This is a genomic window from Vibrio chagasii (assembly GCF_002954585.1).
In the GTDB taxonomy this organism is placed as follows: domain Bacteria; phylum Pseudomonadota; class Gammaproteobacteria; order Enterobacterales; family Vibrionaceae; genus Vibrio; species Vibrio chagasii_A.
This window is the reverse complement of the sequence record NZ_MSCI01000004.1, coordinates 91,663-117,516: the sequence shown is the minus strand read 5'-3', so window position 1 is coordinate 117,516 and position 25,854 is coordinate 91,663. Positions and strand designations below refer to the sequence as shown.

The window sequence follows — 25,854 nt, the reverse complement described above, 5'->3', positions numbered from 1 at the left end:
TCATGTGACATTGTTTTATTTCAGAGCCAGCCTAACGTTGCGCTTATGCCAACAACCTAAGCCATCTGGAAGAGTTTCATTAATCAGAACGTACTGGCTCGTCACCTTAGTAACTCGACCGTTGTTTAAGCCAATAAACTGGCCTCTTTTCACATTGACGACATTTCCCTTGGGGGTTTGTACAAGCCCAAACACACTCGTTCCACTGCCCATCACACCTTTCAAGCGCAATTTACTCAGTGGGTATTTCTCTAACTTGCCACTGCGAACACGAGCACTAGGTTGCCAGCAATCTTTCTTCACCAAAGGCTGGTTTTGCACGATCGCTTCTTTGGGTAGTTCAAAGGGAGGGCGAAAAGCACGTCGTTGATAGGTAGCGGCTGAGAACTCAGTCGCAGGAACAAGCTGCTCAACTTCTTTTTTCGCCTTGAGCTCAACCTGCACCACGAAGTCTTCTAGTGAGTCTTGATTGGCTTTGCAGCCTGACAACATCAGCAGTAACAATGTTGAATAGAGCGCGCTATTGAGCCTCATCGTTGACCTCCGACTTAAACTGGTAGGTATAAGCTCGAACCCTAAAGTGAAGTGTGCTGCTTTCTTGGCTCACTCTCTGCCAACTCACATCATCAAAGCTGATGATTCGCGGGAGCTTGGCGATAGCAGCAGAGAAATCACCAATCTCGTGGTAATCACCCGTCAGTTCGATGTTAAGAGGTAAACGGTATAGAAAGGCTTTGTTCTGTTTTTCGCCCCAGTCGATTCGGGTAAAGGTGAGTGAGTTGTCTAAGCCAAGCTCATTGACTGATGCCAACATGCTCGCCAACTCCTTTTGTACAGGCAGCTGTTCTAACAGGTAATCGTAGCGGCTGGTGAGTTCATCCAACTGCCCCTGAAGCTTAGGTAAAGCAGCAACCTTATTGGCTTTGATACGCAGTGTTGCTTTCAAGGTCTGCTCTTGCTGCTTCATTTGTTGTAGCTCATCATCCAAGGGCAGAATATAGAACCAGGTTCCCAGCCCTTGAATGAGCGCCACCAGCAATAGAATCACCAATAGCTGAGGCAACAATGGCCACTCGGTGATCTCATCGATATCAAGCTCTTGCAGGCTCATCATGCTTGGAAAGCTAGCCATGGTTAGCCCCCTTACCCTTTCGATGTGCAGTTGTGCTCTCTAATGACACAGGGCTGAACACGAAAGATACCTTGAAGGTCTGAAACTCTTTATTGAAGCGCTTACGATTATGGACAATAGAGTGCATTTCGACCCCTTTCAGAGATTCAGAGCGTTCTAAGTTATCCAACATGGTGGCGAGACGAGCGGTACTGTCACTGATACCCGCCATCTCAATCTCTTGGCCGTTCATCTTTATCTTGTCGACATACACGCCCTCAGGAATCAACTCCGGCATCAAGTTCATAAAGTCGGTGGTTTTATTGCGACCGAGCTGCAAAGATTCAACGACATCAAGTCGAGTCAAAATGGCTTTGTGCTCTTGCTCCGCGACTCTGAGTGACTGAATCTGCCTGTCGAGACCTGCAATGTATTGGTTCAGGTAATTAAGACGAGCTTGCTGTTTAGCCTGTTGATCATGGAAGTAGTTTCCGACTGCCCATTGCCCTGCCCCAGCCACAATCACGCCAAGGATAACTAAATGAATAAAACGCTTTCGGTGTTGAGCACGAATCTCATCTCGCCAAGGTAGCAGGTTAATTTGATGCAACATGCTTTTCCCCCTGCCATTTAAGTCCGCTCATCGCCATGCCCGCAGCAATTCCAAAATGTTGCCAATCCATTTGCAGGCGGCGTTTCCTCGCGACCTTATTCTCAAACAGGGATAAAGGGTTCAATGATTCACAGCTCAGCTGAAAATGGCGCTCGAGCTCTTCAGTCACCATTGGTGTACTGGCCCCCTCACCCATTAACCAAATACCAGAGATAGGTTGGTGAGCATTCACCGAGGAATAGAGCTGCAACTGACGTTTGAGTTTTTCAATCAAGTTAACGATAAATTGATGAGTGTCCTGAGCAATGCCAAACGCAGCCTCGATATCATTGGGGTTCTCGATACTACAAAGGTCTTGCGTACCAAAGGCGATGTCTTTATAGAAAGGGGCTGCACCCTGAGGAATGATGCCCAGCGAGGTTTGATCAACGCCAATGTCCACCAACAGCCAATTGCTTTTCTCTGGGTATAAGCGTGAGGCAAGCTGCCACACATGAAGCAAACCATGCGCCTGCGTATCAACGACAACAGGCTTAAAGCCAGCCTTGGTTAATGCCTCTGCTCGGCTATCGACCACTTCTTTACGAGTAGCATAAACCTGATAACTGCTCGTCGAACCTTTACCAAATCGTTTGTCTTCCAGCTTCACAAAATCTAAACTCAGCTCCTCGATGGGAAAAGGAGATTGATGGGCGAAGGTTTGATAAATCGAAAACTCTTTCTCTCTGTCTTCGAGTTCACTCTCAATTTGCAGTACCTTACTGATCACCGTGTTATCAGGTACCGAAATGGCGACATTACGACAGCCGAAAGGCAGCCCTTTCCTAAGTTCTTTGAGTTTCTTAACAGTTTTCTGATACTCCAAAGTATGGTTAGCTGTAAAAATGTCGTCCGAAACCGGCAGCTCTTTGTATCCCACTAGGGCATACAATTCCCCCACGGGTTTTAGCACCACAGCTTTGATGCTGTGGTGATTTATATCTATACCTGTAATTAATGATGAACCCATGTGACCTAGCTCCTGAAGTGCCAAGCATTTCGTTGATTATCTAGGGGTTGTGATTATTAGTTAAATAAGCGTTAATAAACGAAAGCTAATTTTTTAGCCTAGAGTACAAGGGTTTGCTGCTTATCAGCCTTAACTAATCAGGGATTATCCGGTGAAGTTCATAAAGCGATTATTCATATTTACATTGATTTGCATTATTCTTGGAGTCAGTACAATTTTTGGGTTTTATTACTACGTAAAACCAGAGTTGCCTGATGTTGCCACTTTGCGCGACGTAGAACTCCAAACTCCAATGCAGATCTTCAGCCAAGACGGTAAGTTGATCTCCCAATTTGGTGAAAAACGTCGTATTCCAGTGACTTATGACGAGATCCCTCGCCACTTAGTTGAGGCTTTGATTGCTACCGAGGATAGCCGTTTCTACGAACACCCTGGTATTGACCCAATCGGCATTACTCGTGCAGCTATCGTAGTAGCGATGTCAGGTTCGGCAAAACAAGGTGCAAGTACCATTACTCAGCAGCTTGCGCGTAACTTCTTCTTATCTAATGAGAAAAAGATCATGCGTAAGATTAAAGAGATCTTCATTGCGATCCATATTGAGCAACTGCTTAGCAAAGAAGAGATCATGGAGCTTTACGTCAACAAGATCTTCCTTGGTCACCGTTCGTATGGTTTTGGCGCAGCAGCACGCGTTTACTTTGGTAAAGATCTTCCGGACCTTACATTGAGTGAAATCGCGACTCTGGCTGGTATGCCGAAAGCACCATCAACCATGAACCCTATCTACTCTATTGAACGTGCGACTAACCGTCGTAATGTTGTATTGCGTCGTATGCTCGACGAGAAATACATCACTCAAGCCGAGTTTGATGAAGCAAGCAATGAACAGCTTGTATCAAAGTACCACGGTGCAGAGATCGAACTGAGCGCACCATACGTAGCAGAAGTAGCTCGTGCTTGGATGGTTGAACGCTACGGTGAAGACGCATATACCTCTGGTATGAAGGTCTACACAACCGTTGATTCGAAGCTGCAAAAAGCGGCAAACCAAGCTGCGATTAAGAACCTACTTAGCTACGATGAGCGTCACGGTTACCGTGGTGCTGAAAAAGTACTATGGCAAACTGCTCAATCGGCTTGGGACCACGACAAGATCGTTAAACACCTTAAGTCTCAACCAACTTATGGTGACCTAGTTCCAGCAGTCGTGACTGCTGTTGATTCGAAAAGCGCTAAAGTATGGGTGAAGAACCAAGGCGAAGGCACTATTGAATGGCAAGGTATGAATTGGGCGCGTAAGTTCCTAACAGACGATCGCCAAGGTCCTGCACCTTCTCAAGCAAAAGAGATTCTTGCCGTTGGTGAACAAGTTTGGGTTCGCCATGAAGCGATCACAGGTGACGAAGTATCTGAAGAAGCGACAGAAGAGTCAGTAACAGCAGAATCTGACACTCCAGTAGTTTGGCGCCTAAGCCAAGTACCAAATGCTAACACTGCATTTGTGGCAATGAATCCGAACAACGGCGCTGTATTGTCGATGGTTGGTGGATTTAACTTCGTACACAACAAATTCAACCGTGCGACGCAATCTATTCGTCAAGTGGGTTCTGGTATCAAGCCTTTCATTTACTCAGCTGCAATTGAAAAAGGTTTAACGCTAGCTTCTCTTATCAACGATGCGCCAATCAACCAATGGGATAAGAGCCAAGGTACGGCATGGCGACCAAAGAACTCGCCACCAACTTACGTCGGCCCTACTCGTTTACGTATTGGCTTAGCTCAATCGAAAAACGTAATGGCGGTACGTGTACTGCGTGAAGTTGGCTTAGATGACACTCGTAACTACCTAACTCGCTTTGGTTTTGATATCGATGAAGTGCCTCGTTCTGAAACTATTGCACTAGGTGCTGGTAGCTTAACGCCAATGAAAGTAGCGCAAGGTTACTCAGTATTCGCTAACGGTGGTTACTACGTTGAACCTTTCTACATCAGCCGCGTTGAGACTCCATTTGGCGAGACTGAGTTTGAAGCAACACCAAAAGTTGTCTGTAAAGAAGATTGCAAACAGACCATCACGACCGATCCAATGGCGGATGAGTTTGCCGAGCAAGATGTGGATGCGAAAGTTCAATACGCTCCTCAAGTTATCTCTGAGCAGAACGCATTCCTAGTTCGTGAAATGATGTACAGCAACATCTGGGGCGGCGGTGATTGGAGTGCGGGTACCGGTTGGAACGGTACAGGTTGGCGTGCTCAACCACTGAAACGTCGTGATATTGGCGGAAAAACAGGTACAACTAACGACTCGAAAGATACTTGGTACAGCGGCTATGGCCCAGGCATGGTTGCAACGGTATGGGTCGGTTTTGATAACCACAACCGTAACTTAGGTCGTACTAAAGCGAACTCTAACCTTGGTAAAAACCAGATTACTGGTGCGGAAGCTGGTGCTAAGACAGCAGAGCCTGCATGGGTAGACTTCATGGGTACGGCATTGGCAGGCGTTCCAGCACAACGCAAAGAGATTCCAGAAAACATCGTTCGTGTTCGTATTGACCGTGATACCGGCTTACTGACCAACAAGTACGATAGCTCATCAATGTTTGAGTACTTCGAGAAAGGCACAGAGCCTACTGAGTACATCACTGAACGTTTCAATGATGACATCTACTCCACCTCTTCAGGTGAAACGGTAGAAGAACTGTTCTAAGCAGTTCTTTAAACCTAGCAACATAAGCAAATAAAAAGGGTTGATATGAATTCATATCAACCCTTTTTTAATATCTGCTATGCGAAGGTTAAGCTAAACGACCTTTTCCAACTGAGTGCGAATCGTCTCCGCCAGTTGCTCAAAGCGCCCTTTCAATGGAGAGCCCGGACGGTACGCAACCACAATACGACGTGAAGGCGTTGGGTTTACCGCAGGCACGTAGCACACACCATCTTTCTGCTTTTCTTTTGGTACTGATAATTGAGGTAGCAAGGTAATCCCCGCGCCTGCCGCAACCATGTTACGCAGCGTCTCTAAGCTGGTCGCTTTAAAACGCTCATCATCTTTTGCTCCCGCAGCAAAACAGAATCCTAGAGCTTGGTCTCTTAAACAGTGACCGTCACCAAGTGCTAAGACTGTCTGCCCATTGAGTTGAAGCATATCTACTGTGTCCTGCTGAGCCCACTCATGGTCACATGGAACCGCGACACTCAATGGCTCGTCATACACATCAATCTCTTTGAACACCGCCGTTTCATCAACCGCTGCCAGTACCAAGCAGTCCAGCTTGCCATCTTCCAATTGGCTCACTAATTGATGAGTTTGCGCTTCATGCAGGTACAGCTCTAACTCGGGAAAGCTCTCTTTCAGATGAGGAACAATTTTAGGCAGAATATAGGGCCCCACGGTTGGAATGAAACCAATGTGCATTGGTCCGGTCATCGCTTCACCGTGACCACTCGCCATATCCTTAAAAGTCTTCACTTCGTTGAGAATACGCTTGGCTTGTTCAACAAGTTGTAACCCTGATTCTGTAAATATGACCTTCCTTGGACTACGCTCGGTTAACTGAAGTCCGATTTCATCTTCTAGTTTGCGTATTTGACCGCTTAGTGTTGGCTGACTGACAAAGCACGCTTCTGCTGCTTTACGGAAGTGTTTGTGCTCTGCGAGCGCCACCAAGTATTCAAAGTCACGAATGTTCATGATCAGTCTCTTACCTCAGGTTTAATAAGAACAAGGGTTTTCATAGCAACATTTAAAAGAAAAATGCTCTTGATAGAATTTACCTATCAAAACCATAACATCAAACGATTAGAGCTATCAAAGAATTTATCTAATAATGGGCTCAACAAAACGAAACAGAGCAGCGAAAAGCGTTAAGCTCTAATAGAACAAAATTAAAATATCATTTAAGGAAATCAATATGTTTGCATCTAAAGAAGGTCAATCAATCCCTCAAGTAACATTCCCAACTCGCCAAGGTGATGCATGGGTTAACGTAACGACTGAAGAGCTATTCAAAGACAAAACAGTTATCGTATTCAGCCTACCAGGCGCGTTTACGCCAACTTGTTCGTCAAGCCACCTTCCTCGTTACAACGAACTACATTCAGTGTTCAAAGAGAACGGTGTTGATGACATCCTTTGTGTTTCTGTAAACGATACGTTCGTAATGAACGCATGGAAAGCAGACCAAGAAGCAGAAAACATCTCATTCATCCCAGATGGTAACGGTGATTTCACAGACGGCATGGGTATGCTAGTTGAGAAAAACGACATCGGCTTCGGCAAACGTTCATGGCGCTACAGCATGCTAGTTAAAAACGGCGTGGTAGAGAAAATGTTCATCGAAGAAGACGTACCAGGCGACCCGTTCAAGGTTTCTGATGCAGACACTATGCTGAACTACATTGCTCCAGAGCACAAAGAGCAAGAGTCAATCACAGTATTCACTAAGCCAGGCTGTCCTTTCTGTATGAAAGCGAAACAGAACCTAATCGACAAAGGCCTAAACTACGAAGAAGTAGTGCTAGGTAAAGACGCTACTACTGTAAGCCTACGTGCAATCTCTGGTCGCACAACGGTTCCTCAAGTATTCATCGGTGGTAAACACATTGGTGGTAGCGAAGAGTTAGAAGCTTTCCTAGGCTAATCACTGCCAAAAGGCTAACCCACTAACTTGTGGGTTAGCTAACCCTATCGGGTTGAATCAAGCTTGTGGCTCGCATTAACCACAGTCACAAGCTAAACCTAATAAAACAGAACCACAAAACTGACCCGCTATCCTGACTCACTAAAAACATCACATGAGTTGGAGGGGTTCGTTCAAACTAAATTTAGCCATTGCGAGAAAATTATTATGAAACAAGTCAATGTAGATGTAGCAGTTATCGGGGGCGGTACGGCAGGTCTAGGATCATACCGCGCTGCAAAAGCACACACTGACAGTGTCGTGATGATTGAAGGCGGCCCTTACGGTACAACCTGTGCTCGTGTTGGTTGTATGCCATCTAAACTGCTTATTGCAGCTGCGGAAAGCGTACACCAAATCGAGAAAGCTCCGGCTTTTGGCGTTCACCCACAAGGCGATATCGTAATTAACGGTCGTGAAGTCATGGACCGAGTGAAGTTTGAACGTGACCGTTTTGTTGGTTTTGTTTTAGAAGGCGTCGATGAAATCCCAGAGCAAGATAAAATCTCTGGCTACGCAAAATTCTTAGACGACAACACACTTCAAGTTGATGACCACACAATAATCAAAGCAAAGCGTATTGTTATCGCAACCGGCTCTCGCCCTGCATATCCTGCCGTTTGGAATGAACTTGGCGACCGCCTAATCATCAACGATGACGTGTTCAGCTGGGATGATTTACCAGAATCTGTTGCCGTATTTGGCCCAGGTGTAATTGGTTTAGAGCTTGGTCAGTCGCTACACCGCTTAGGTGTGAAGACAAAACTGTTCGGTTTGGGTGGTCAAGTTGGCCCAGTAACTGACCCAGAGATCATGGCTTACGCAAATAAAGCCTTCAACGAAGAGTTCTATCTCGATGCCGACGTAAAAATCGAAAGCATGAAGCGTATTACCACAGAAGCGGGTGAGCCACGTGTCGAAATTCAGTTCATCAATAAACAAGGTGAGCTAGAAACCAACATCGTTGAATACGTATTGGCAGCGACAGGCCGTCGCCCTAATACAGATAAACTTGGTCTAGAGAATACCTCTCTAGAGCTTGATGAGCGTGGTGTTCCAATCGCTGACCACTACACACTACAAACATCGCTTCCATCAGTATTCATTGCGGGTGATGCAAGCAACCAACTGCCTCTGTTACATGAAGCAGCAGACCAAGCTCGTATTGCGGGTGATAACGCAGGTCGCTTCCCTGAGATTCGTGCGGGCCTTCGCCGCTCTAAAATCTCAGCGGTTTTCTCTGACCCGCAAATCGCGATGGTTGGTGAAACGTACAAAGAGATCACTACCCGCTTAGGCACATGTGGTTGCTTCGCAACGGGTGAAGTGTCTTTCGAGAACCAAGGCCGCTCACGAGTGATGCTACGCAACAAAGGTATTCTGCATGTTTACGGCGAGCAAGGTACAGGTCGCTTCCTTGGAGCTGAAATGATGGGACCAAACGCAGAACACTTAGCGCACTTGTTAGCATGGGCACACCAAAACAAGATGACGGTTTCTGAAATGCTAGATATGCCGTTCTATCACCCAGTAATCGAAGAAGGTGTACGAACTGCACTACGTGACCTGAATGCGAAACTGCACCTAGGTCCAGAGATGGTGAAACACTGTCTAGACTGTGGTCCAGGTTGTTAATCTCGGTCGATTGAGACAGAACGCATAGATTAGATATTAAAAAGGAAAGCCATTGGCTTTCCTTTTTGTTTTTTGGCAACGAGCAAATAACAGATTCCCGATTACGCTCCTTCGTCACTATCGGGAATGACGTGATTTAGTTAAGCTACTAAGCCTAAACTTAATCCGTCATTCCAGAACTAAGGGACGAAGTATCTAGAGTCTCTGTCACACATAAACAGAGATTCCCGACTACGCTCCTTCGTCACTATCGGGAATGACGTTGATTTAATTAAGCAACTAAACCAACACTTAATCCGTCATTCCAGAACTGAGGGGCGAAGTATCTGGAATCTCTTAAACCCGTTACTTATCGCTAAATGCGAGAAAATTACTTCTCAGCTGCAATCACAGAGATCTCAACAAGTAGTGCTTCACGAGCCATGTCGCCAGTCACACATGCGCGAGCAGGAGCGTGACCTTCTGGAACCCATGCATCCCATACTGCGTTCATTTCTTGGAAGTCTTTCATGTCTTTCAAGTAAATCGTTGCTGACAGCATGTGCTCTTTGTCACTGCCAGCTTGCTCAAGTAACGCTTCTACTTTATCTAGCATCGTCTGTGTTTGCTCTGTAATGCCTTTTGTTGCATCCGCACAAACTTGGCCACATAGGTAGATAGTACCGTTGTGTTTAACAATACGGCTCATGCGTTGCTTGGTTTCTTGGCGCTCAATCATCGATCTTCTCTCTCTATGTCACCGTGATCCAATATCTTGTGACGTGTTATTATCAGGGCAATAAGCATAACGCGAATCAAGCCCAAGATGACATGTCTTCATTGCAATAAAAATGAAAAAATCTTCAACAAACTCGGTCGTTGCCAGCGTTGTATGAATCAACTCACGGTGTTGTCGATATTGAGTTGGGGAGTATGGTGGCTGTTTTTCAGGGAAGACCCAAAAACCATCAACGCCATCGCTTTGATGATGGCAGCGTTCGCATTCAGTGGTTTATTGTCGCTGCATTGGATAATGAAGTTCTTGGTACTGCCTTTGAGAAGCAAAAAGCGTTAGCTGAGGTATTTGTAGGACAGGCGATCATCTCAATTATCGAGCTCTCACCTTTCGCCAAAGGCAGATAGAAAAAAGCCCCAAAACCAATCGGTTTTGGGGCTTTCTTAGAAAATTCTAAGAAAAAGCAGTGGTACTTTAATAGACCGGGCTTTTCTTAGTTTGTTCCCAAAAAAGATCAGATTTTTGATCTTTTTTTTAGGGCCCATAAAATCAAGGTGTTATGCAACGTTAACCTTAGCAATTATCTGCTCGACTAAGTTCACTTCCAACGCGACTTCATCACATGCATGTTGGCGAGGACACTGGTCACAATCTTTCAGTACCTTCTCAGGCAGCAGAGATTTCGATGTTGGTAAGAAGTCATGCTTCATAAAGAACTCAGGCGTACGAGTCAGTACAAACACTTTCTTAATTGCCATTTGGCGTGCTTTCTCTACCAAGTGCTGAACAATCGCAGTGCCCTGCCCTTGACCTTGCCAGCCAGCTTCGACACCCAGTGAACGGATTTCCGCTAAACCAGAGTCATAGACATAGAGCGATGCACAACCGGTCACTTCGCCATGATGTTCTGCGACGGCGAATGAGCCAATATCACGCACCAGCTCATTACGAGAACGAGGTAGGTTTTCACCCATATTCGCCCAGTAAGCGACCATGCCTTCCAACGCTTCAATGTCAGTCAAACGAGCAGGACGAACCTTAACGATAGAGGTATCACGCTGCGCTAAACGCTTCTCAGCTTGGTCAACCGCGTAAGCCACTTGCTTCGGTGATACACCACCTAGCGCACTACGTTTTTCAAGACACGATTCAATGGTCAGGATGTCGTACACATCCTCTTCTATCACCTCAGAGAACTCTTTCATCTCTGCAATGGTTAACTCTTCTAGAGCGCAGCCTTTCGCAATCGCCGCAACGACGGTTACGCCTACGATATGGTGAGCTTCACGGAAAGGAATGCCTTTCGCTACTAGGTAATCAGCTAGCTCCGTAGAGTTTGCATAACCTTGCTTCGCTGCTTCAAGTGTACGCTCGCCGTTCACTTTGATGCCGTCAAAACACAGCGCCGCCATTTCCATACAGTCATTCCAAGTGTCTAAAGCGTCGAACAGACCTTCTTTATCTTCTTGCATGTCTTTGTTGTAAGCCAAAGGCAGTGCTTTTACTGTCATCATCATGCCAGCAAGTGAACCGTATACACGGCCTGTTTTACCACGGATAAGCTCTAATGCATCCGGGTTTTTCTTCTGTGGCATCAGAGATGAACCTGATGTCACGGTATCCGCTAACTCGATGAAGTTTGATTCACCTGAGTTGTAGAAAATCATATCTTCCGCAAGACGCGAAAGGTGAAGCATAGAGATAGAAGCGATAGACATCAGCTCCATCACATGGTCACGGTCAGATACTGAATCTAGAGAGTTGCGCGTTGCACGACGGAAACCTAAGTTGTGAGCTAACTCTTCACGGTCCATCGGATAAGCGGTTCCAGCAAGGGCACCAGAACCCAGCGGACATGTATCTAGACGCTTAATCGCATCATTCAAACGCGAGTAATCACGCTCAAACATTTCAACGTAAGCCAAACACCAGTGAGCAAACGTTACTGGCTGAGCACGTTGTAAGTGAGTGTAGCCAGGAAGCACAGTACCTTGATGCTGAGAAGCAACATTAACCATTTGGCTCTGCAGGCGATCAAGTGCTAGCAGCAGTTGGTTACCTTGTTGACGACACCATAATTTCAGGTCTGTCGCCACTTGGTCATTACGAGAACGGCCAGTGTGAAGCTTTTTACCCAAATCACCGACTTTGCCGATAAGTTGTTGTTCAACCCAGCTGTGAATGTCTTCTGCATCAGAACGTAGAATCTGTTCAGGGTCTTCCATTACCTCAAGTTTTAGCTCATTCAGCGCTAACTCAAGCTTCTGCTGCTCTTCTTCTGTTAATACGTTGACCGACAGTAGAGCTTTAGACCAGGCAATTGAGCCCACAATGTCTTGCTCAGCCAATCGGTAGTCAAAACGAAGAGAATCGTTAAAATCTTTAAACCGCGTGTCTGCTGCTTGGGTAAATCTACCGCCCCATAATGCCATTGTGTATCTCCTAATTGCACAGTGCTCACTGTTTTTGCAAATGATAATTCTGATTAAGATTCAGTATTTTTCTGATGGTTTAAACTTACGGCAATTCAAAATGAAAATAAAGTATTAATTCATTTTTTTAACATATTTATTCACCAAAAGATTCATCCATTGATTCTTTACAGCGTAGAGCGCGAATTATATGCCATCCGATAGTAAAAACCGAAGCTGATTTATTAAGCGATTAGAAAGTAAAAAGCCCACTCACTAATCAATAGTGAGTGGGCTTTGCATAATCATGTCTGTTTGCTGGCCTTCAATACTTCAGTGAAGGCTAGCTTACTAACTCATTGTTAGCATTACTTTTGGCTATTCAGAGCACGGATACGGCTTGATAGCGAGTAAAGACGGATGAAGCCTTCAGCATGGCTTTGGTCGTAAACTTCATCTTCACCAAAGGTTGCAAACTCTTCTGAGTATAAGCTGTTGTCAGAACGCTTCTGAGTTACCGTTGCATGGCCTTTGTAAAGCTTAACAACTACCTCACCGTTAACGTCTTGCGCTAGCTCTTCTGTCGCAGCAAGAATTGACTTACATAGTGGAGTGAACCAACGACCATCGTATACAAGGTGAGAAGCTTTAACGCCTAGCTCTTCACGGAATTCAAATGCTGCTTTATCAAGAACCAGTTGCTCTACTGCACGCAGCGCTTCCATCATGATGGTGCCACCCGGAGTTTCGTAACAACCACGCGACTTCATACCAACAAGACGGTTCTCTACGATATCGATACGACCAACACCGTGCTTAGCACCTTTCTCGTTCAGGTAAACCAGTGCGTTGTATGGCGTCATTGTTTCACCGTCAACGGCAACCACTTCGCCTTTTTCTACTTTAAGCGTTACTGTTTCAGATTCGTTTGGCGCTTGCTCAGGATCCACCGTCCATGCCCAGCAATCTCCGTTTGGCGCGTTCCATGTATCTTCTAGTACGCCACCTTCTGTAGAGATGTGCCATGCGTTTGCGTCACGAGAGTAGATCTTAGTCAGAGAAGCAGTACAAGGGATGTTACGCTCAGCTAGGTAGTCCAAACACTCTTCACGGCTCACTAGATCCCACTCACGCCATGGTGCAATTACGTGTAGGTCTGGTGCTAGTGCAGCAAATGCACCTTCAAAACGAACTTGGTCATTACCTTTACCCGTACAACCGTGACACAGTGCGTCTGCACCTACTTTACGCGCAACTTCAACCTGTGCCTTAGCAATGATTGGACGAGCCATTGAAGTACCTAGTAGGTATTTGCCTTCGTAGTAAGCACCGGTTTTTAGCGTTGGGAAGATGTAATCAGCAACCATCTCTTCTTTAAGGTCAGCGATGTAACACTCAGAAGCACCCGAAGCTTTTGCTTTCTCTTCAATGCCTTCTAGTTCTTCAGCGCCTTGACCAACATCCGCGACAAACGCCACAACTTCACAATCATAGTTCTCTTTCAACCATGGAATGATTACTGATGTATCAAGACCGCCAGAGTAGGCTACTACAACTTTCTTTACGTTAACTTTGCTCATTTTCTTTCTCCTAGTTTCCATACTGCACATGGCGGTCAGCGTTGGAAATGACTTCATAATTATATGTTTATTTAATTTGTCTAAATTCTTTAAGTAGTGACTCGCAGTGAGACCTACTGAGGTAAAAACTGTGTTCCTATGCTTTTACCTGAAAACAGTTGTGTTAGCTTTTCTGGGTATCGCCACGTAGCGACTTCGATTGGTCGTCCAAGGTCGTTAGCTGCTTCTAGTGCGGCTTGAACCTTAACGATCATGCCGTCAGTAATCACTTTCCCTTCGATAAGGTCATCAGCTTGCTGCTGGTTGAGGCTTGGAATTAGGTGACCTTTGCCATCTAGTACTCCACTGACATCAGAAAGCAGTACCAGCTCAGCATCAAGTGCACCAGCAACGGCTACCGCTGCTTGGTCTGCATTCACATTCATCAGTTGTCCTTGCTCAGTAAGACCAATTGAACTAATGATTGGCAGCGCGCCCGCATTCAGAATGGCTTGTAGAACAGTTGAATCACCTGGCTCAGCTTTGCCAACTGCGCCCAGTTCAGCGTTCAATTCGCTCACTTTGCATAAACCACCATCAGCTAGGCTCAAACCAACGGCATTAATACCGTCTTTAATCGCCTGACCTTGCAGTAATTTGTTCGCCGTGCCCGCTAGCGCGCCAGCAATAACAGGAATCTGATCATAAGGAGTAACGCGCAAACCTTCTTTCTTAACAGTCTCAAGGTTCAACTTATTCATCAAATCATCGACAAGGTAACCACCGCCGTGAACAATCACGATAGGTCGTTGTGCTTGTTGTTGGTAAGCAGAGATAGCTCCAAATAACTTGCTAAGTGTTTCACCACAAGATAGCGCAGCGCCACCTAACTTTATGATTAATGGTTGATTATTAAGGCTCATATCTAGATTCCTTTACACTAACGCAGTTAATGGCGCAAAACCATAACGTAAATTTAAACACTGCATCGCTTGGCTAGATGCACCCTTCAATAAGTTATCAATCGCTGAAACAACGATGATGTGTTGACCTTGTACCTTCCAACCTAAATCGCAGAAAGGTGTCTGTTCTACATCTTGAATTCTTGGCAATGTCTCTTCGAGCAACCTTACGGCTGGCTTGCCTTGGTAAGCTTGCTCAAAGGCATCTTGTGCCTGTTGTTCTGTCACGCCCTGAGCCAGCTTCATAGTAACGGTCGCTAAAATGCCGCGCTTAAAGTTTCCTAGGTGCGGAGTGAAAATCACATCACACCCTAAATGTGCAGCCATTTCAGGTTGATGACGGTGGTTGAATACACCATAAGCTTGCAGGCTCACTTCGCAGAAGCTGTTGACCATAGTCGCCTTGCGCCCTGCCCCGCTAACGCCACTGGTCGCGTTAATCACTGGCCACTGGTTCTCATCCAGTAACTTAGCTTCCACTAGAGGCTTAATCGCCAGTTGCGATGCCGTTGGGTAACAGCCTGCGACTGCAACAAGCTGAGCTTCTTTTATTTCTTGTTCGTTCCATTCAGCTAAGCCGTAAGCCGCTTTATCTAGCCACTGTTCGTGTTGGTGTTCAAAGCCGTAAAACTCTTGGTAGAAGTTTTCACCTTTAACTCTAAAAGCACCCGATAGGTCGAATACTTGGCAATCATTCTCTAGAAAGATTGGAGCTAGGTCATGACTCACTTCATGTGCTGTCGCTAGGAAAATTACATCAGACTGTTTTGCCACTTCTTCTGGATTAGTCAGCGGCTGAACTGGCATATCAATCAAGCCCGCTAGCTTACCGTGTAGCGATGCAATAGGTTTACCTGCGTCTACACTATTGGCTGAGACATACAAACCTGATAGCGTGAGCTCAGGGTGTCTGTCTATCATTAGAGCCAGTTCTGCTCCTGTGTAGCCGCTTGCGCCAATGACCGTGGTTTTCAACATCTCAACACATCCATTTCTGAGGTAAGTTACATTTCAAAATTTGACTATTCATACTTAATTTTTAGCTTTATTTGGTTTCTTATGCATTAAATGTGATTTAATATGTGTTTTACCGACTTATGATTTTCCTGTCAATAGTAGAAGTGAAGATATTATGCAATTACCGAGTTTCCTTGAGGTCTATAAAGGCCTAATTTCCACCGACTCTATTAGTTCTACTGATCCAAGCTGGGATCATGGCAACGAGAAAGTGATCGAAAAAATGGCTCAATGGTTTAAAGACCTTGGCTTTAGCGTAGAAGTCGTGGAAGTTGAGCCTGGCAAGCATAATATGATCGCAAAAATGGGCTCGGGTGAAGGCGGCTTATTATTGGCTGGACACAGCGATACCGTGCCATTTGATGAAGGACGTTGGAATTTCGACCCTCACGCACTGACAGAACACAACAATCGCTTCTACGGATTAGGTACTGCTGACATGAAAGGCTTTTTCGCCTTTATCTATGAAGCAGTAAGAAAGATGGATTGGAGTAAACAGGCGAAGCCACTTTATGTATTGGCAACCTGTGATGAAGAGACCACCATGCTAGGTGCACGTCATTTCACTGAAAACGCACCGTTTAAACCGGATTACTGCATCATTGGTGAACCGACCAGCCTAGTACCGATTCGCGGGCACAAAGGTCACGTGGCGAATGCAGTGCGAGTAACCGGTAAATCAGGTCACTCTTCAGATCCAGCATTAGGCGTTAATGCTATCGAAATCATGCATGAAGTGCTGTTTGCTTTGATGCAGCTGCGCGACAAATTAATTAAAGAGTACCACCACCCAGGGTTCGCTATTCCAAGCCCGACACTAAACCTAGGTCATATTCATGGTGGTGACAGCGCTAACCGTATCTGTGGCTGTTGTGAGCTGCACTACGACGTACGTCCTCTGCCAGGTATCAGCTTAGACGGTTTAGATAACATGCTGCGCAGTGCGCTAAAAGAAGTAGAAGCGAAATGGCCGGGCAGAATTGAAATTACCCCCCTACATGAACCTATCCCGGGGTACGAGTGTCAGCACGACCATCCGTTTATCGGCGGCATGGAGTCAGTGTGTGAAGTTGAATCGCAAACCGTCAACTACTGTACTGAAGCGCCTTTCCTACAAGAGCTATGTCCAACCTTGGTATTAGGTCCAGGTTCGATTGACCAAGCCCACCAGCCGGATGAATTCTTAAGCTTCGATTTCATCGACCCAACGATTGATATTTTAGGTAAATCAATCCGTAAATATTGTTTCTAGTTATTGCTACCTCTACGATACTTTTTTACAAAAGCCACCTCAAAAGGTGGCTTTTATTCTGTTATCCCTGCCAAAGCCTGATCTTGTAATTAAATTTCACTTTATTCCGAAGTATTAAAAAATTTACTTCTCCCGCATTTCGAAAACTAATAATTGCAAACTTAGAATGCTTTATTTGACTAGATACAGCAGTTTTCGCTAGATTGTGTACTTAACAAGGAACAATGGATGTAATTTTTTTACGAGGCAGGATGACAATGAACGAGAAATACGCCGCTCTCAAGAGTAACGTAAACATGCTGGGACGCTTGCTAGGTAACACAATCCAAGATGCACACGGTGACGTTATCTTAGAGAAAGTGGAAACTATCCGTAAACTTTCCAAATCCGCCCGCGCAGGCAACCAAGCTGACCGTGACAGCTTAGTTGAAGAAATCAAAAACCTGCCAAACGAACAACTGACCCCTGTTGCTCGTGCATTTAACCAATTTCTCAACCTCACTAACATGGCAGAGCAATACCACACTATCTCTCGCCACTGTGAAGAGCATGTTTGTGAACCAGACGTGCTGCAATCTCTATTTTCCAAATTAAGCCAAAACGACATCAGCAAGCTAGATGCGGCTCAAGCCGTTCGCGACCTGAACATTGAGCTCGTTTTGACTGCACACCCAACAGAAATCACTCGTCGCACCATGATCAACAAGTTGGTAAAAATCAACGAGTGTCTGTCTAAATTAGAATTAAGCGACCTATCACACAAAGAGCGCGCAAAGACCGAGCGTCGCCTAGAGCAACTTATCGCTCAAGGTTGGCATTCTGATGTGATTCGTCAGCAACGCCCTACGCCACTTGATGAAGCGAAATGGGGCTTTGCAGTAGTAGAAAACTCACTATGGGAAGCCGTTCCTGACTTCCTACGCGAAATGGATGGTCGACTAAAAGGCTACCTTGGCGAAGGCCTGCCAATTGATGCTCGCCCTGTACACTTCTCATCTTGGATGGGCGGTGACCGCGACGGTAACCCATTCGTAACGCACACTATTACCAAAGAAGTACTGCGTCTATCTCGCTGGAAAGCTGCAGACCTTTACCTGGGTGACATCAACGAGCTGATTACCGAACTATCGATGACTAAGTGCAATGATACCGTTCGTGAACTAGCTGGTGATGAGCACGAAGCTTACCGTGCCATTCTGAAGAACCTACGTACTCTGCTGAACAACACACTAGAAGTACTAGATGCAAAACTGCATGACACTGAAGTTCCGAAGAAAGAAACACTACAGAACATCGACCAACTTTGGACTCCGCTTTACGCGTGTTACCAATCGCTGCACAAGTGTGGCATGGGCGTAATCGCAGACGGTTCTCTGCTTGATACCTTGCGTCGCCTAAAAGCGTTCGGTGTACATCTAGTTCGTCTCGATGTTCGTCAAGAAAGTACCCGTCACTCAGATGTACTGTCTGAACTGACTCGCTACTTAGGCATTGGTGATTACGACCAATGGAGCGAGCAAGACAAGATTGCTTTCTTAACCAATGAATTAAGCTCTAAGCGCCCGCTGCTTCCTCGCGATTGGGAGCCATCTGAACAGGTTAAAGAGGTTTTAGACACCTGTAAGGTCATTGCTGCTCAACCTCGTGAAGCCTTCGGTGCTTACGTGATTTCTATGGCGCGTACAGCATCAGATGTACTGGCTGTTCACTTGCTACTGCAAGAATGTGGCTGCCCATACCGCATGGACGTGTGTCCACTGTTCGAAACACTGGACGACTTGAACAACTCAGAAGCGGTAATGAAGCAGCTGATGAGTATCGACTTGTACCGTGGCTTCATCCAAAACCACCAAATGGTAATGATCGGCTACTCAGACTCAGCGAAAGATGCGGGCGTAATGTCTGCAGGTTGGGCTCAATACGATGCAATGGATAAGCTAGTTAAGGTTTGTGATGAAGAAGGCATTGAACTGACTCTATTCCACGGTCGTGGCGGTACGGTTGGTCGTGGTGGTGCGCCAGCGCACGCAGCTCTGCTTTCTCAGCCACCTAAGAGCTTGAAAGGCGGTTTACGTGTAACTGAGCAAGGCGAAATGATCCGCTTTAAGCTTGGCTTGCCAGATGTTGCTGTAAACAGCTTCAACCTTTACGCAAGTGCGATTCTAGAAGCGAACCTTCTGCCACCACCAGAGCCAAAACAAGAGTGGCGCGACCTAATGGAAGTGCTGTCTCAAGTCTCTTGTGAGGCTTACCGTAACGTGGTTCGTGGTGAAGAGAAATTTGTTCCGTACTTCCGTCAAGCAACACCAGAACTAGAGCTAGGTAAACTGCCTCTAGGTTCTCGCCCTGCGAAACGTAACCCGAACGGTGGTGTAGAAAGCCTACGTGCAATTCCATGGATCTTCTCTTGGAGCCAAAACCGCTTGGTACTTCCTGCATGGTTAGGCGCTGGTGAAGCGATTCAATACTCAGTAGACCAAGGCCACCAAGCCCTACTGGAAGAAATGTGTCGCGAGTGGCCATTCTTCTCTACTCGCCTGGGTATGTTGGAAATGGTGTACTCGAAGTGCAACATGGAGATCGCTAAGTACTACGACCAACGTCTTGTTGACGAAGAGCTATTGCCTCTGGGTGAATTACTGCGTGAACAGCTGCAAAAAGACATCAAAACCGTGCTAAATGTAGAGAACAACGAGAACCTGATGCAGAGCGACCCTTGGGGGCTTGAGTCAATTCGCCTACGTAACATCTACGTAGAGCCATTGAACATGCTTCAAGCTGAGCTGCTGTACCGTACTCGTAAGAGCGAAACACCACCAGCAGAGTTAGAAGAAGCGCTAATGGTGACCATTGCAGGCATTGCTGCAGGCATGCGAAACACCGGTTAATTAGTGATTCATACTACAAAACAGACAAAAGGTCGCCTAGTGCGACCTTTTTATTTCAAGAAAATAAACATAATGAGTTTTTTGTCAGTTTTTTGGGTTATTTTATCCATGTATTCTACTTTATGCTTATTATTTAGATATACTACTGCTCCACTGCGGAAACACTCAATAATCATAATCTGCAGTACTTTGACCAATAAACTGGTCGACCTAGGTGATAAACGGCTTTGTAAGGTGACATAACCAACCCATGAGTTGGTACAACTTAAACATAACCAATATAACGTGCCACTAGAAGCACACTTGATGTTTAAGTATTTGTTTACTGTTTACCATTTGGATTTCAGACATGTCATTACCACACGTAATTTTAACCGTTCTAAGTACACGCGACGCTACTGGTTACGATATCACAAAAGAATTCTCTGCAAGCATCGGTTACTTCTGGAAAGCTAGCCATCAACAAGTTTACCGCGAGCTAAATAAAATGGCTCAGAACGAACAGGTAACTTGCGTGCTTGAACCCCAAGAAGGCAAACCTGATCGTAAAGTTTACTCTATCACCGATGCTGGCCGTAGTGCTCTGGGTGAATGGTTTGAACAGCCGACTGCACACCCAACTGTTCGTGACGAGTTCTCAGCTAAGCTAATGGCTTGTGCTGTACAACCTTCTGACGCGTACCGTGTACAACTTTCTGAACTTGTAGAAGAGTCTCGCAAACTGGTTTCTCACTACAAAGAAATCGAAGCAGCTTACTACGCAACGCCATCAACTCTAGACAAGCAAGCTCGCCTTGAGCGCCTAACACTTCGTCGTAACCTACTTATCCGTGAAGCATGGATTGTATGGGCTGAAGAAGTACTGCTTGAACTTGGTGCTATCGCTTAAGCAGAAGCTAGAAGCTAGAAGCTAGAAGCTAGAAAAGTAAAAGGCTTGAACTCTTAGAGTCCAAGCCTTTTTTGTATCTGTAGGATTTGAATTTACAGCGATCTTTCTACTAGGGCTCAGGCTTTACTTAAAGCGCAGCAACCTGTGGACGTACACCTAACGTATGGCACAGTGCATAAGTCATTTCTGCACGGTTTAGGGTGTAGAAGTGGAAGTCTTTTACCCCTTCACGGCTCAGAGTGCGAACCATATCAATAGCTTGGCTAGCACCAACTAACTGGCGAGTCGTTGGGTCATCATCCAAACCTTCAAATTGTTTCGCCATCCAACCCGGTACTTTCACGTTGTTCATAGCTGCAAAGCGAGACGCTTGCTTAAAGTTAGAAACAGGTAAGATGCCCGGTACAATCTCAACATCAACGCCAGCCGCTACACAACGGTCACGGAAACGCAGGTAGCTTTCTACATCAAAGAAGAACTGGGTGATAGCTCGGTTAGCACCCGCATCGACTTTACGTTTTAGGTTGATAAGATCAGACTGAGCGCTTTTTGCTTCAGGGTGAACTTCAGGGAATGCCGCGACTGAGATATCAAAGTCATGGCGAGATTTCAGTAGCTCAACTAAGTCAGATGCGTACATTTCTGGTGCACCACCGCCTGGGGGAATATCACCACGCAGCGCAACGATGCTCTCAATACCATTTGCCCAGTAATCGTCAGCAATTTGGATTAGCTCTTCACGGCTCGCATCAATACACGTTAGGTGCGGTGCTGCGACAAGGCCGGTTTGGTTTTTGATCTCTTTAATGATTGAGTGGGTACGGTCACGCTCACCCGAGTTTGCACCGTAGGTCACTGATACAAATTTTGGTTGAAGCGTTTTAAGACGGTGAACAGAATTCCACAGGGTCTCTTCCATCTTTTCACTGCTTGGTGGAAAAAACTCAAATGACACATTGATGTTGTCAGAAAGCTCAGCGATATTCTGATTTAAAGCGTCGATATGACTAGCGTGTGTGTATCCCATCTTACTCTCCCTGTGGCAAAAGCAACCACTAAAATCTCAAATCCTCAAACGACGTTTAGACGTCTATATGTCCACAGAATGTATTGAATACGATTTAATGTCAACAGATCCATTATGAATTTTTCTCAAGTAGATCGTGAGTAAAACTCAAGTCGTTAGGTGGGTCGCAAAGCAGAAATAAGGAAGAAAAAAGGCTGAGAAACACATCGTGCTTTCAGCCTTATCTATCTTAGTGAATAGTATGCTATTTAAGTGTCATAGCAAATGATCTGAGCATTAGAACAAGCTCGACATTCGGTTCAAATCAGACTGAATTGCACCAGCCGTTACTTCACGTCCAGCACCTGGGCCACGAATAACCAATGGGTTATCTTTGTACCATTTACTCTCAATCGCAAAGATGTTGTCGCAAGGCAGCAAATTCGCCAAAGCGTGCTCTTTCGATAACGCTTCAACACCTACCGTTGCTTTACCGTTCTTCTCTAAACGCGCGACGTAACGTAGCACCTTTTGTTGCGAATGTGCTTTCTCCAAACGCTCCGCTAGCTCTTCACTCAACACAGAGGCTTTGTCAAAGAAGTCATCCACCGATAGGTCTTGCAGCTCTTCAGGGACCAATGATTCCACTTTTACGTTTTCAGGTTCAATATCTAAACCCGACTCACGAGCCAGAATCACCAACTTACGCATCACGTCTGAACCATCGAGGTCAGCACGAGGATCTGGTTCTGTCAGGCCTTGTTGCCATGCTAAATCCACCAGCTCGCTGAACGGCACTATGCCATCAAACTGCTGGAACAACCAAGACAGTGTTCCTGAGAAGATACCCGACAACGCAATAATGTCATCGCCACTTTCACGCAGGTCACGTACCGTGTGGTTAATCGGTAAGCCCGCACCGACAGTCGCGTTATACAACCAATGACGGCTGATCTTAGCAAATGCATCTTGTACCTGATGGTAATACTCACTTGATGCTGAGCCAGCGACCTTGTTCGCCGAGATCAAATGAATACCTTGCTGAGCGATCTGCAGATACTTTTCTGCAAGTGCTTGGCTCGCAGTCACATCGAGTACAACTACTTCGTCGTATCCCTGAATAGAGCCTAAACGCTCTAGCCAGTCGTTACCATTGTTAGCAATCGCTTCATCATCAAAGCGCTCACCGACAGAGGTTGCATCAATCCCTTGGTCGTCGAACCAATAGGTTTGGCTATCCACCACGGCAACCAATTCAAAGTTCATCCCACGGCGCTTTTCAAGCTCAGCCTTTTGCTCTGCAAACAGACTCAGCCAGCTTGAACCAATGTTACCCTTACCACACAAGGCAATCGCAACACGCTTCTGCGCTTGGAATAGTTGAGAGTGAATGCCCTTCACTAAGCTTGATGTTTCGCTCTTACGAATCACCGCCACTAAGCTCAGGCCAGAGTTCGCTTCTGAGATGAACTCAACCGATGAACTCTTTAGTTGCTGATAGAATCCATAACAGTGGTTCGGGTTCTTCGTCACACCGGCACCAACGGCAGCAATCAGAGAGAAGCCCTCTTTCAGCTTAATCTCAGCTTCAATCGCGTGATCTTGCAGGTACTCTAGAGCGCCACCAGCGATCTCTTCTGTATACGCGAGACGCAAGCAGTGTTGATCCGGTTCTAACTCATAAGCCAGCGGCTCTAGTTGAGCACGCTTAAGCCCTTCAAGCACCTCACTTTCTAGACGGTCGAAATCGTGCCCGTGACCAAACGTCAGTTGCACAATCAGCACTTCATCCAGAGAGGTAATGATTTTTGCACCGCGACCCGATGCCAATACACGCTCTATCTGTGTAGAACCCGCCTCTGGCTGATAGCTGCAGCGTAAGCTTAAATCCATAGCACTTTGTGCGACAGGCTGTAGCGTTCGGCTATGAAGCACTGGAGCCGCTAGACGAGCGAGTTCACTCGCTTCATCAAGGCGTAGCAGAGGCAATAAACACGCATCCGAAACCAAACGAGGGTCAGCGCTGTATACACCAGCTACATCACTCCAAATCGTTACGCGATCCACTTCAGCTAAAGCGCCAATCACGGTTGCTGAATAGTCTGAGCCATTGCGACCAAGCAAGACCGTTTCACCATCGCTGTTTTGCGCCATAAAGCCGGTAATCACCACGCGGCAATGAGCATGTTGCGCTAACGCTTCTTTAATAAGAGGGTAAGAACGTCCACGATCCACCTCTGGTTGTGCACCCACTTCAGCACGCAAGAAAGCACGAGCATCTTGCGCGACGGCTTGTAAATCATGTTGGCACAACAAAGCAGCTAACAAACGTGAAGACCAAACCTCACCGTGAACTAGGACTTGTGCTTTTTGTGCTTCGCTTAGAGGCGCCGTTAGCTCACCCAAAGCGGTAAATTCTTGTTGGATAGTCGCCGTAAGTTGCTCTGCTGGTTCACCTTCAAGCAGTGCTTCAATCAGTTCAAGCTGGAACTGACGAAGGGTTTGTAGGCACTCATGAGCAATACGCCCATCTTTATCAAGCGCTTCAACAAACTCAATCAAACGGTTAGTGGTTTTGCCTGCTGCCGACACAACCACTAAGTCTGTTGCTGATGAATACTCTTTGAGAATGTTCACCACACGTCGGTAACACTCAGGGTCAGCTAAACTGCTACCACCAAATTTATGTAGCTGGCGAAAGGTTGCCATTATTAACCCTCCCCTTCAGCGATAAAGCGTTGTGTTTTTTCAAACGCCTGCTTGAGGTCATCAATCAGGTCTTCAGCATCTTCAAGGCCAACAGAAAGACGCAGCAACTGTTGAGAAATGCCCGCCTCTGCCAGTGCTTCTTCACCCATCGCACGGTGAGTCATCGACGCAGGGTGACAAATCAAGCTCTCTACACCGCCAAGTGATTCCGCTAAAGAGAACAGCTCTAACTCGCCAACAAAGTATTTGAGTGCCTCGAATGAAGCTGCAAACTCAAAGCTCAGCATTGAGCCAAAGCCTGACTGTTGCTTCTTGGCGATCTCGTGACCTGGATGCTCAGGAAGGCTTGGGTGATAAATAGTACCAACGAGATCTTGCTGCTGCAGAGACGCCAGAATTTCACGTGAACTCTCTTCGTGAACTCGCATACGAGCACCTAACGTACGAATGCCACGTAGCGTCATGTAGCTATCAAATGGTGTGCCGGTCGCACCAATACAGTTACCCCACCATGCTAGCTCTTCAGCGTGCTCTTCTGTTTTAGTGATCACCACACCACCAATCACATCTGAATGTCCGTTGATGTATTTAGTAGTTGAGTGGATAACAAAATCCGCCCCCAGCTCTAAAGGCTTTTGGAACACTGGTGTCAAAAACGTATTGTCGACAGCAACCAGCGCACCTACCTCTTTCGCTTTACGGCAGGTTTCTGCAATATCGACGACGCGAACCAACGGGTTTGATGGTGTCTCTAATAAGATCAACTTTGGCTTAAGTGCGATCGCCGCATCGAATGCCTCTTGATCCGATTGATCAACAAACAGAACTTTGAAGTCACCTTTAAGAGAGCGGGTGTTAAACAGACGGTAAGTACCACCGTAGCAGTCGTGTGGTGCAACGATCAGATCATCGCTACCTAAGAAAGCCGAAACCCATAAGTTCAGTGCCGAAGTACCACAGTTAGTGACTACCGCGCCTTTGCCCGATTCAAGCTCAAACAGTGCCGTTTCTAACAAACCACGGTTTGGGTTACCAGAACGGGTGTAATCATAGTTTGGCACTTCACCAAAAGCGGGAAACCCATAGTTAGTCGAAAGATAAATAGGTGGGACAACGGCATGGTGTTGCGTGTCTGACTCGATACCAGTACGTACTGCGATTGTTGCTGGCTTCCGGCTGCTCATAGGTGCTTCCTTACAAGTTTGCGTCTGAGAGTCACAGCTGCTTGTCGGCATTTTGCGGCTGTGTTAGATATATGTTATTCACTTTACTTTCATAAACGTGAGACGTCAACACTTCTAGACGTCCATATGTCTTTGCTTATGGCGGTAAATCCCGCTAAAATCACCACTATTAATTTAATCTAACAACTAAAGTGATGAAGGTACGC

At 46.1% G+C, this 25,854-nt stretch carries 20 protein-coding genes; 7 read left to right on the top strand and 13 right to left on the bottom strand.

Annotation, left to right across the window (positions count from 1 at the left end; translation table 11 throughout):
• Positions 1-15 precede the first annotated feature (15 nt).
• The 4 genes from BTO10_RS22010 to pilM are packed head-to-tail and all read right to left on the bottom strand — an operon-like array spanning position 16 to position 2,733.
• Positions 16-534, bottom strand: coding sequence for a pilus assembly protein PilP (locus tag BTO10_RS22010; RefSeq protein ID WP_004737163.1), 519 nt, complete (start codon positions 532-534; stop codon positions 16-18).
• On the bottom strand, positions 521-1,132 hold the full coding sequence (locus BTO10_RS22005; protein WP_105025833.1) for a type IV pilus inner membrane component PilO: 612 nt from the start codon (positions 1,130-1,132) through the stop codon (positions 521-523). Before BTO10_RS22005 ends, BTO10_RS22010 begins: the two co-directional genes overlap by 14 nt.
• A complete protein-coding gene (locus BTO10_RS22000; RefSeq protein ID WP_105025832.1) occupies positions 1,125-1,724 on the bottom strand; it encodes a PilN domain-containing protein in 600 nt (199 codons plus the stop codon). Before BTO10_RS22000 ends, BTO10_RS22005 begins: the two co-directional genes overlap by 8 nt.
• Complete coding sequence (pilM, locus tag BTO10_RS21995; protein ID WP_105025831.1) at positions 1,708-2,733, bottom strand: type IV pilus assembly protein PilM; 1,026 nt, start codon at positions 2,731-2,733, stop codon at positions 1,708-1,710. Before pilM ends, BTO10_RS22000 begins: the two co-directional genes overlap by 17 nt.
• A 151-nt stretch (positions 2,734-2,884) precedes the next feature.
• On the opposite strand from pilM, the gene BTO10_RS21990 reads away from it, so the two are divergent.
• Complete coding sequence (locus BTO10_RS21990) at positions 2,885-5,446, top strand: penicillin-binding protein 1A (RefSeq protein WP_004737159.1); 2,562 nt, start codon at positions 2,885-2,887, stop codon at positions 5,444-5,446.
• Positions 5,447-5,539: 93 nt separating this feature from the next.
• Here the strand turns inward: BTO10_RS21990 and oxyR are convergent, their stop codons facing one another.
• Positions 5,540-6,433 (bottom strand): DNA-binding transcriptional regulator OxyR, encoded by an 894-nt coding sequence (gene oxyR / locus BTO10_RS21985; RefSeq protein WP_004737158.1) that lies wholly within the window; start codon positions 6,431-6,433, stop codon positions 5,540-5,542.
• 220 nt (positions 6,434-6,653) lie between these two features.
• On the opposite strand from oxyR, the gene BTO10_RS21980 reads away from it, so the two are divergent.
• The gene (locus BTO10_RS21980; RefSeq protein WP_105025830.1) at positions 6,654-7,382 is read left to right on the top strand and encodes a glutathione peroxidase; all 729 of its coding nucleotides are present in this window, start codon (positions 6,654-6,656) and stop codon (positions 7,380-7,382) included.
• Between the two features lie 207 nt (positions 7,383-7,589).
• Positions 7,590-9,056 carry a dihydrolipoyl dehydrogenase gene (locus BTO10_RS21975; protein ID WP_105025829.1) on the top strand — a complete coding sequence of 489 codons (1,467 nt, stop codon included), beginning with the start codon at positions 7,590-7,592 and terminating at the stop codon, positions 9,054-9,056.
• A gap of 370 nt (positions 9,057-9,426) precedes the next feature.
• On the opposite strand, the gene BTO10_RS21970 is transcribed toward BTO10_RS21975, so the two are convergent.
• Positions 9,427-9,774, bottom strand: coding sequence for a RidA family protein (locus BTO10_RS21970; protein ID WP_004737155.1), 348 nt, complete (start codon positions 9,772-9,774; stop codon positions 9,427-9,429).
• Between the two features lie 87 nt (positions 9,775-9,861).
• On the opposite strand from BTO10_RS21970, the gene BTO10_RS21965 reads away from it, so the two are divergent.
• Positions 9,862-10,110, top strand: coding sequence for a DUF3624 domain-containing protein (locus BTO10_RS21965; RefSeq protein ID WP_105025828.1), 249 nt, complete (start codon positions 9,862-9,864; stop codon positions 10,108-10,110).
• Between the two features lie 218 nt (positions 10,111-10,328).
• On the opposite strand, the gene argH is transcribed toward BTO10_RS21965, so the two are convergent.
• The 4 genes from argH to argC all read right to left on the bottom strand — a co-directional run bounded on the left by argH (position 10,329) and on the right by argC (position 15,681).
• Entirely contained in the window at positions 10,329-12,203 is a 1,875-nt protein-coding gene (gene argH, locus BTO10_RS21960) for an argininosuccinate lyase (RefSeq protein WP_004737153.1), read from the bottom strand.
• Between the two features lie 347 nt (positions 12,204-12,550).
• Positions 12,551-13,762, bottom strand: a complete 1,212-nt coding sequence (locus BTO10_RS21955) for an argininosuccinate synthase (RefSeq protein WP_105025827.1) — start codon at positions 13,760-13,762, stop codon at positions 12,551-12,553.
• Positions 13,763-13,875: 113 nt separating this feature from the next.
• A complete protein-coding gene (gene argB, locus BTO10_RS21950) occupies positions 13,876-14,664 on the bottom strand; it encodes an acetylglutamate kinase (protein WP_102425980.1) in 789 nt (262 codons plus the stop codon).
• 12 nt (positions 14,665-14,676) lie between these two features.
• On the bottom strand, positions 14,677-15,681 hold the full coding sequence (gene argC, locus BTO10_RS21945) for an N-acetyl-gamma-glutamyl-phosphate reductase (RefSeq protein ID WP_105025826.1): 1,005 nt from the start codon (positions 15,679-15,681) through the stop codon (positions 14,677-14,679).
• A 154-nt stretch (positions 15,682-15,835) separates the two neighbouring features.
• Here argC and argE point away from each other — a divergent pair, with 154 nt between their 5' ends.
• The 3 genes from argE to BTO10_RS21930 all read left to right on the top strand — a co-directional run bounded on the left by argE (position 15,836) and on the right by BTO10_RS21930 (position 20,749).
• Positions 15,836-16,972 (top strand): acetylornithine deacetylase, encoded by a 1,137-nt coding sequence (argE, locus tag BTO10_RS21940; protein ID WP_105025825.1) that lies wholly within the window; start codon positions 15,836-15,838, stop codon positions 16,970-16,972.
• A gap of 251 nt (positions 16,973-17,223) precedes the next feature.
• Positions 17,224-19,860: a phosphoenolpyruvate carboxylase gene (gene ppc / locus BTO10_RS21935; RefSeq protein ID WP_181144013.1), complete on the top strand. Its 2,637-nt coding sequence runs from the start codon at positions 17,224-17,226 to the stop codon at positions 19,858-19,860.
• Positions 19,861-20,209: 349 nt separating this feature from the next.
• Entirely contained in the window at positions 20,210-20,749 is a 540-nt protein-coding gene (locus tag BTO10_RS21930; protein WP_102423077.1) for a PadR family transcriptional regulator, read from the top strand.
• A gap of 127 nt (positions 20,750-20,876) precedes the next feature.
• Here BTO10_RS21930 and metF read toward each other — a convergent pair whose 3' ends face one another.
• The 3 genes from metF to BTO10_RS21915 all read right to left on the bottom strand — a co-directional run bounded on the left by metF (position 20,877) and on the right by BTO10_RS21915 (position 25,648).
• Positions 20,877-21,776 carry a methylenetetrahydrofolate reductase gene (metF, locus tag BTO10_RS21925; RefSeq protein ID WP_004737146.1) on the bottom strand — a complete coding sequence of 300 codons (900 nt, stop codon included), beginning with the start codon at positions 21,774-21,776 and terminating at the stop codon, positions 20,877-20,879.
• A 276-nt stretch (positions 21,777-22,052) separates the two neighbouring features.
• On the bottom strand, positions 22,053-24,464 hold the full coding sequence (locus BTO10_RS21920; RefSeq protein WP_105025824.1) for a bifunctional aspartate kinase/homoserine dehydrogenase II: 2,412 nt from the start codon (positions 24,462-24,464) through the stop codon (positions 22,053-22,055).
• 2 nt (positions 24,465-24,466) lie between these two features.
• Complete coding sequence (locus BTO10_RS21915) at positions 24,467-25,648, bottom strand: O-succinylhomoserine (thiol)-lyase (RefSeq protein ID WP_105025823.1); 1,182 nt, start codon at positions 25,646-25,648, stop codon at positions 24,467-24,469.
• Between the last annotated feature and the right edge of the window lie 206 nt (positions 25,649-25,854).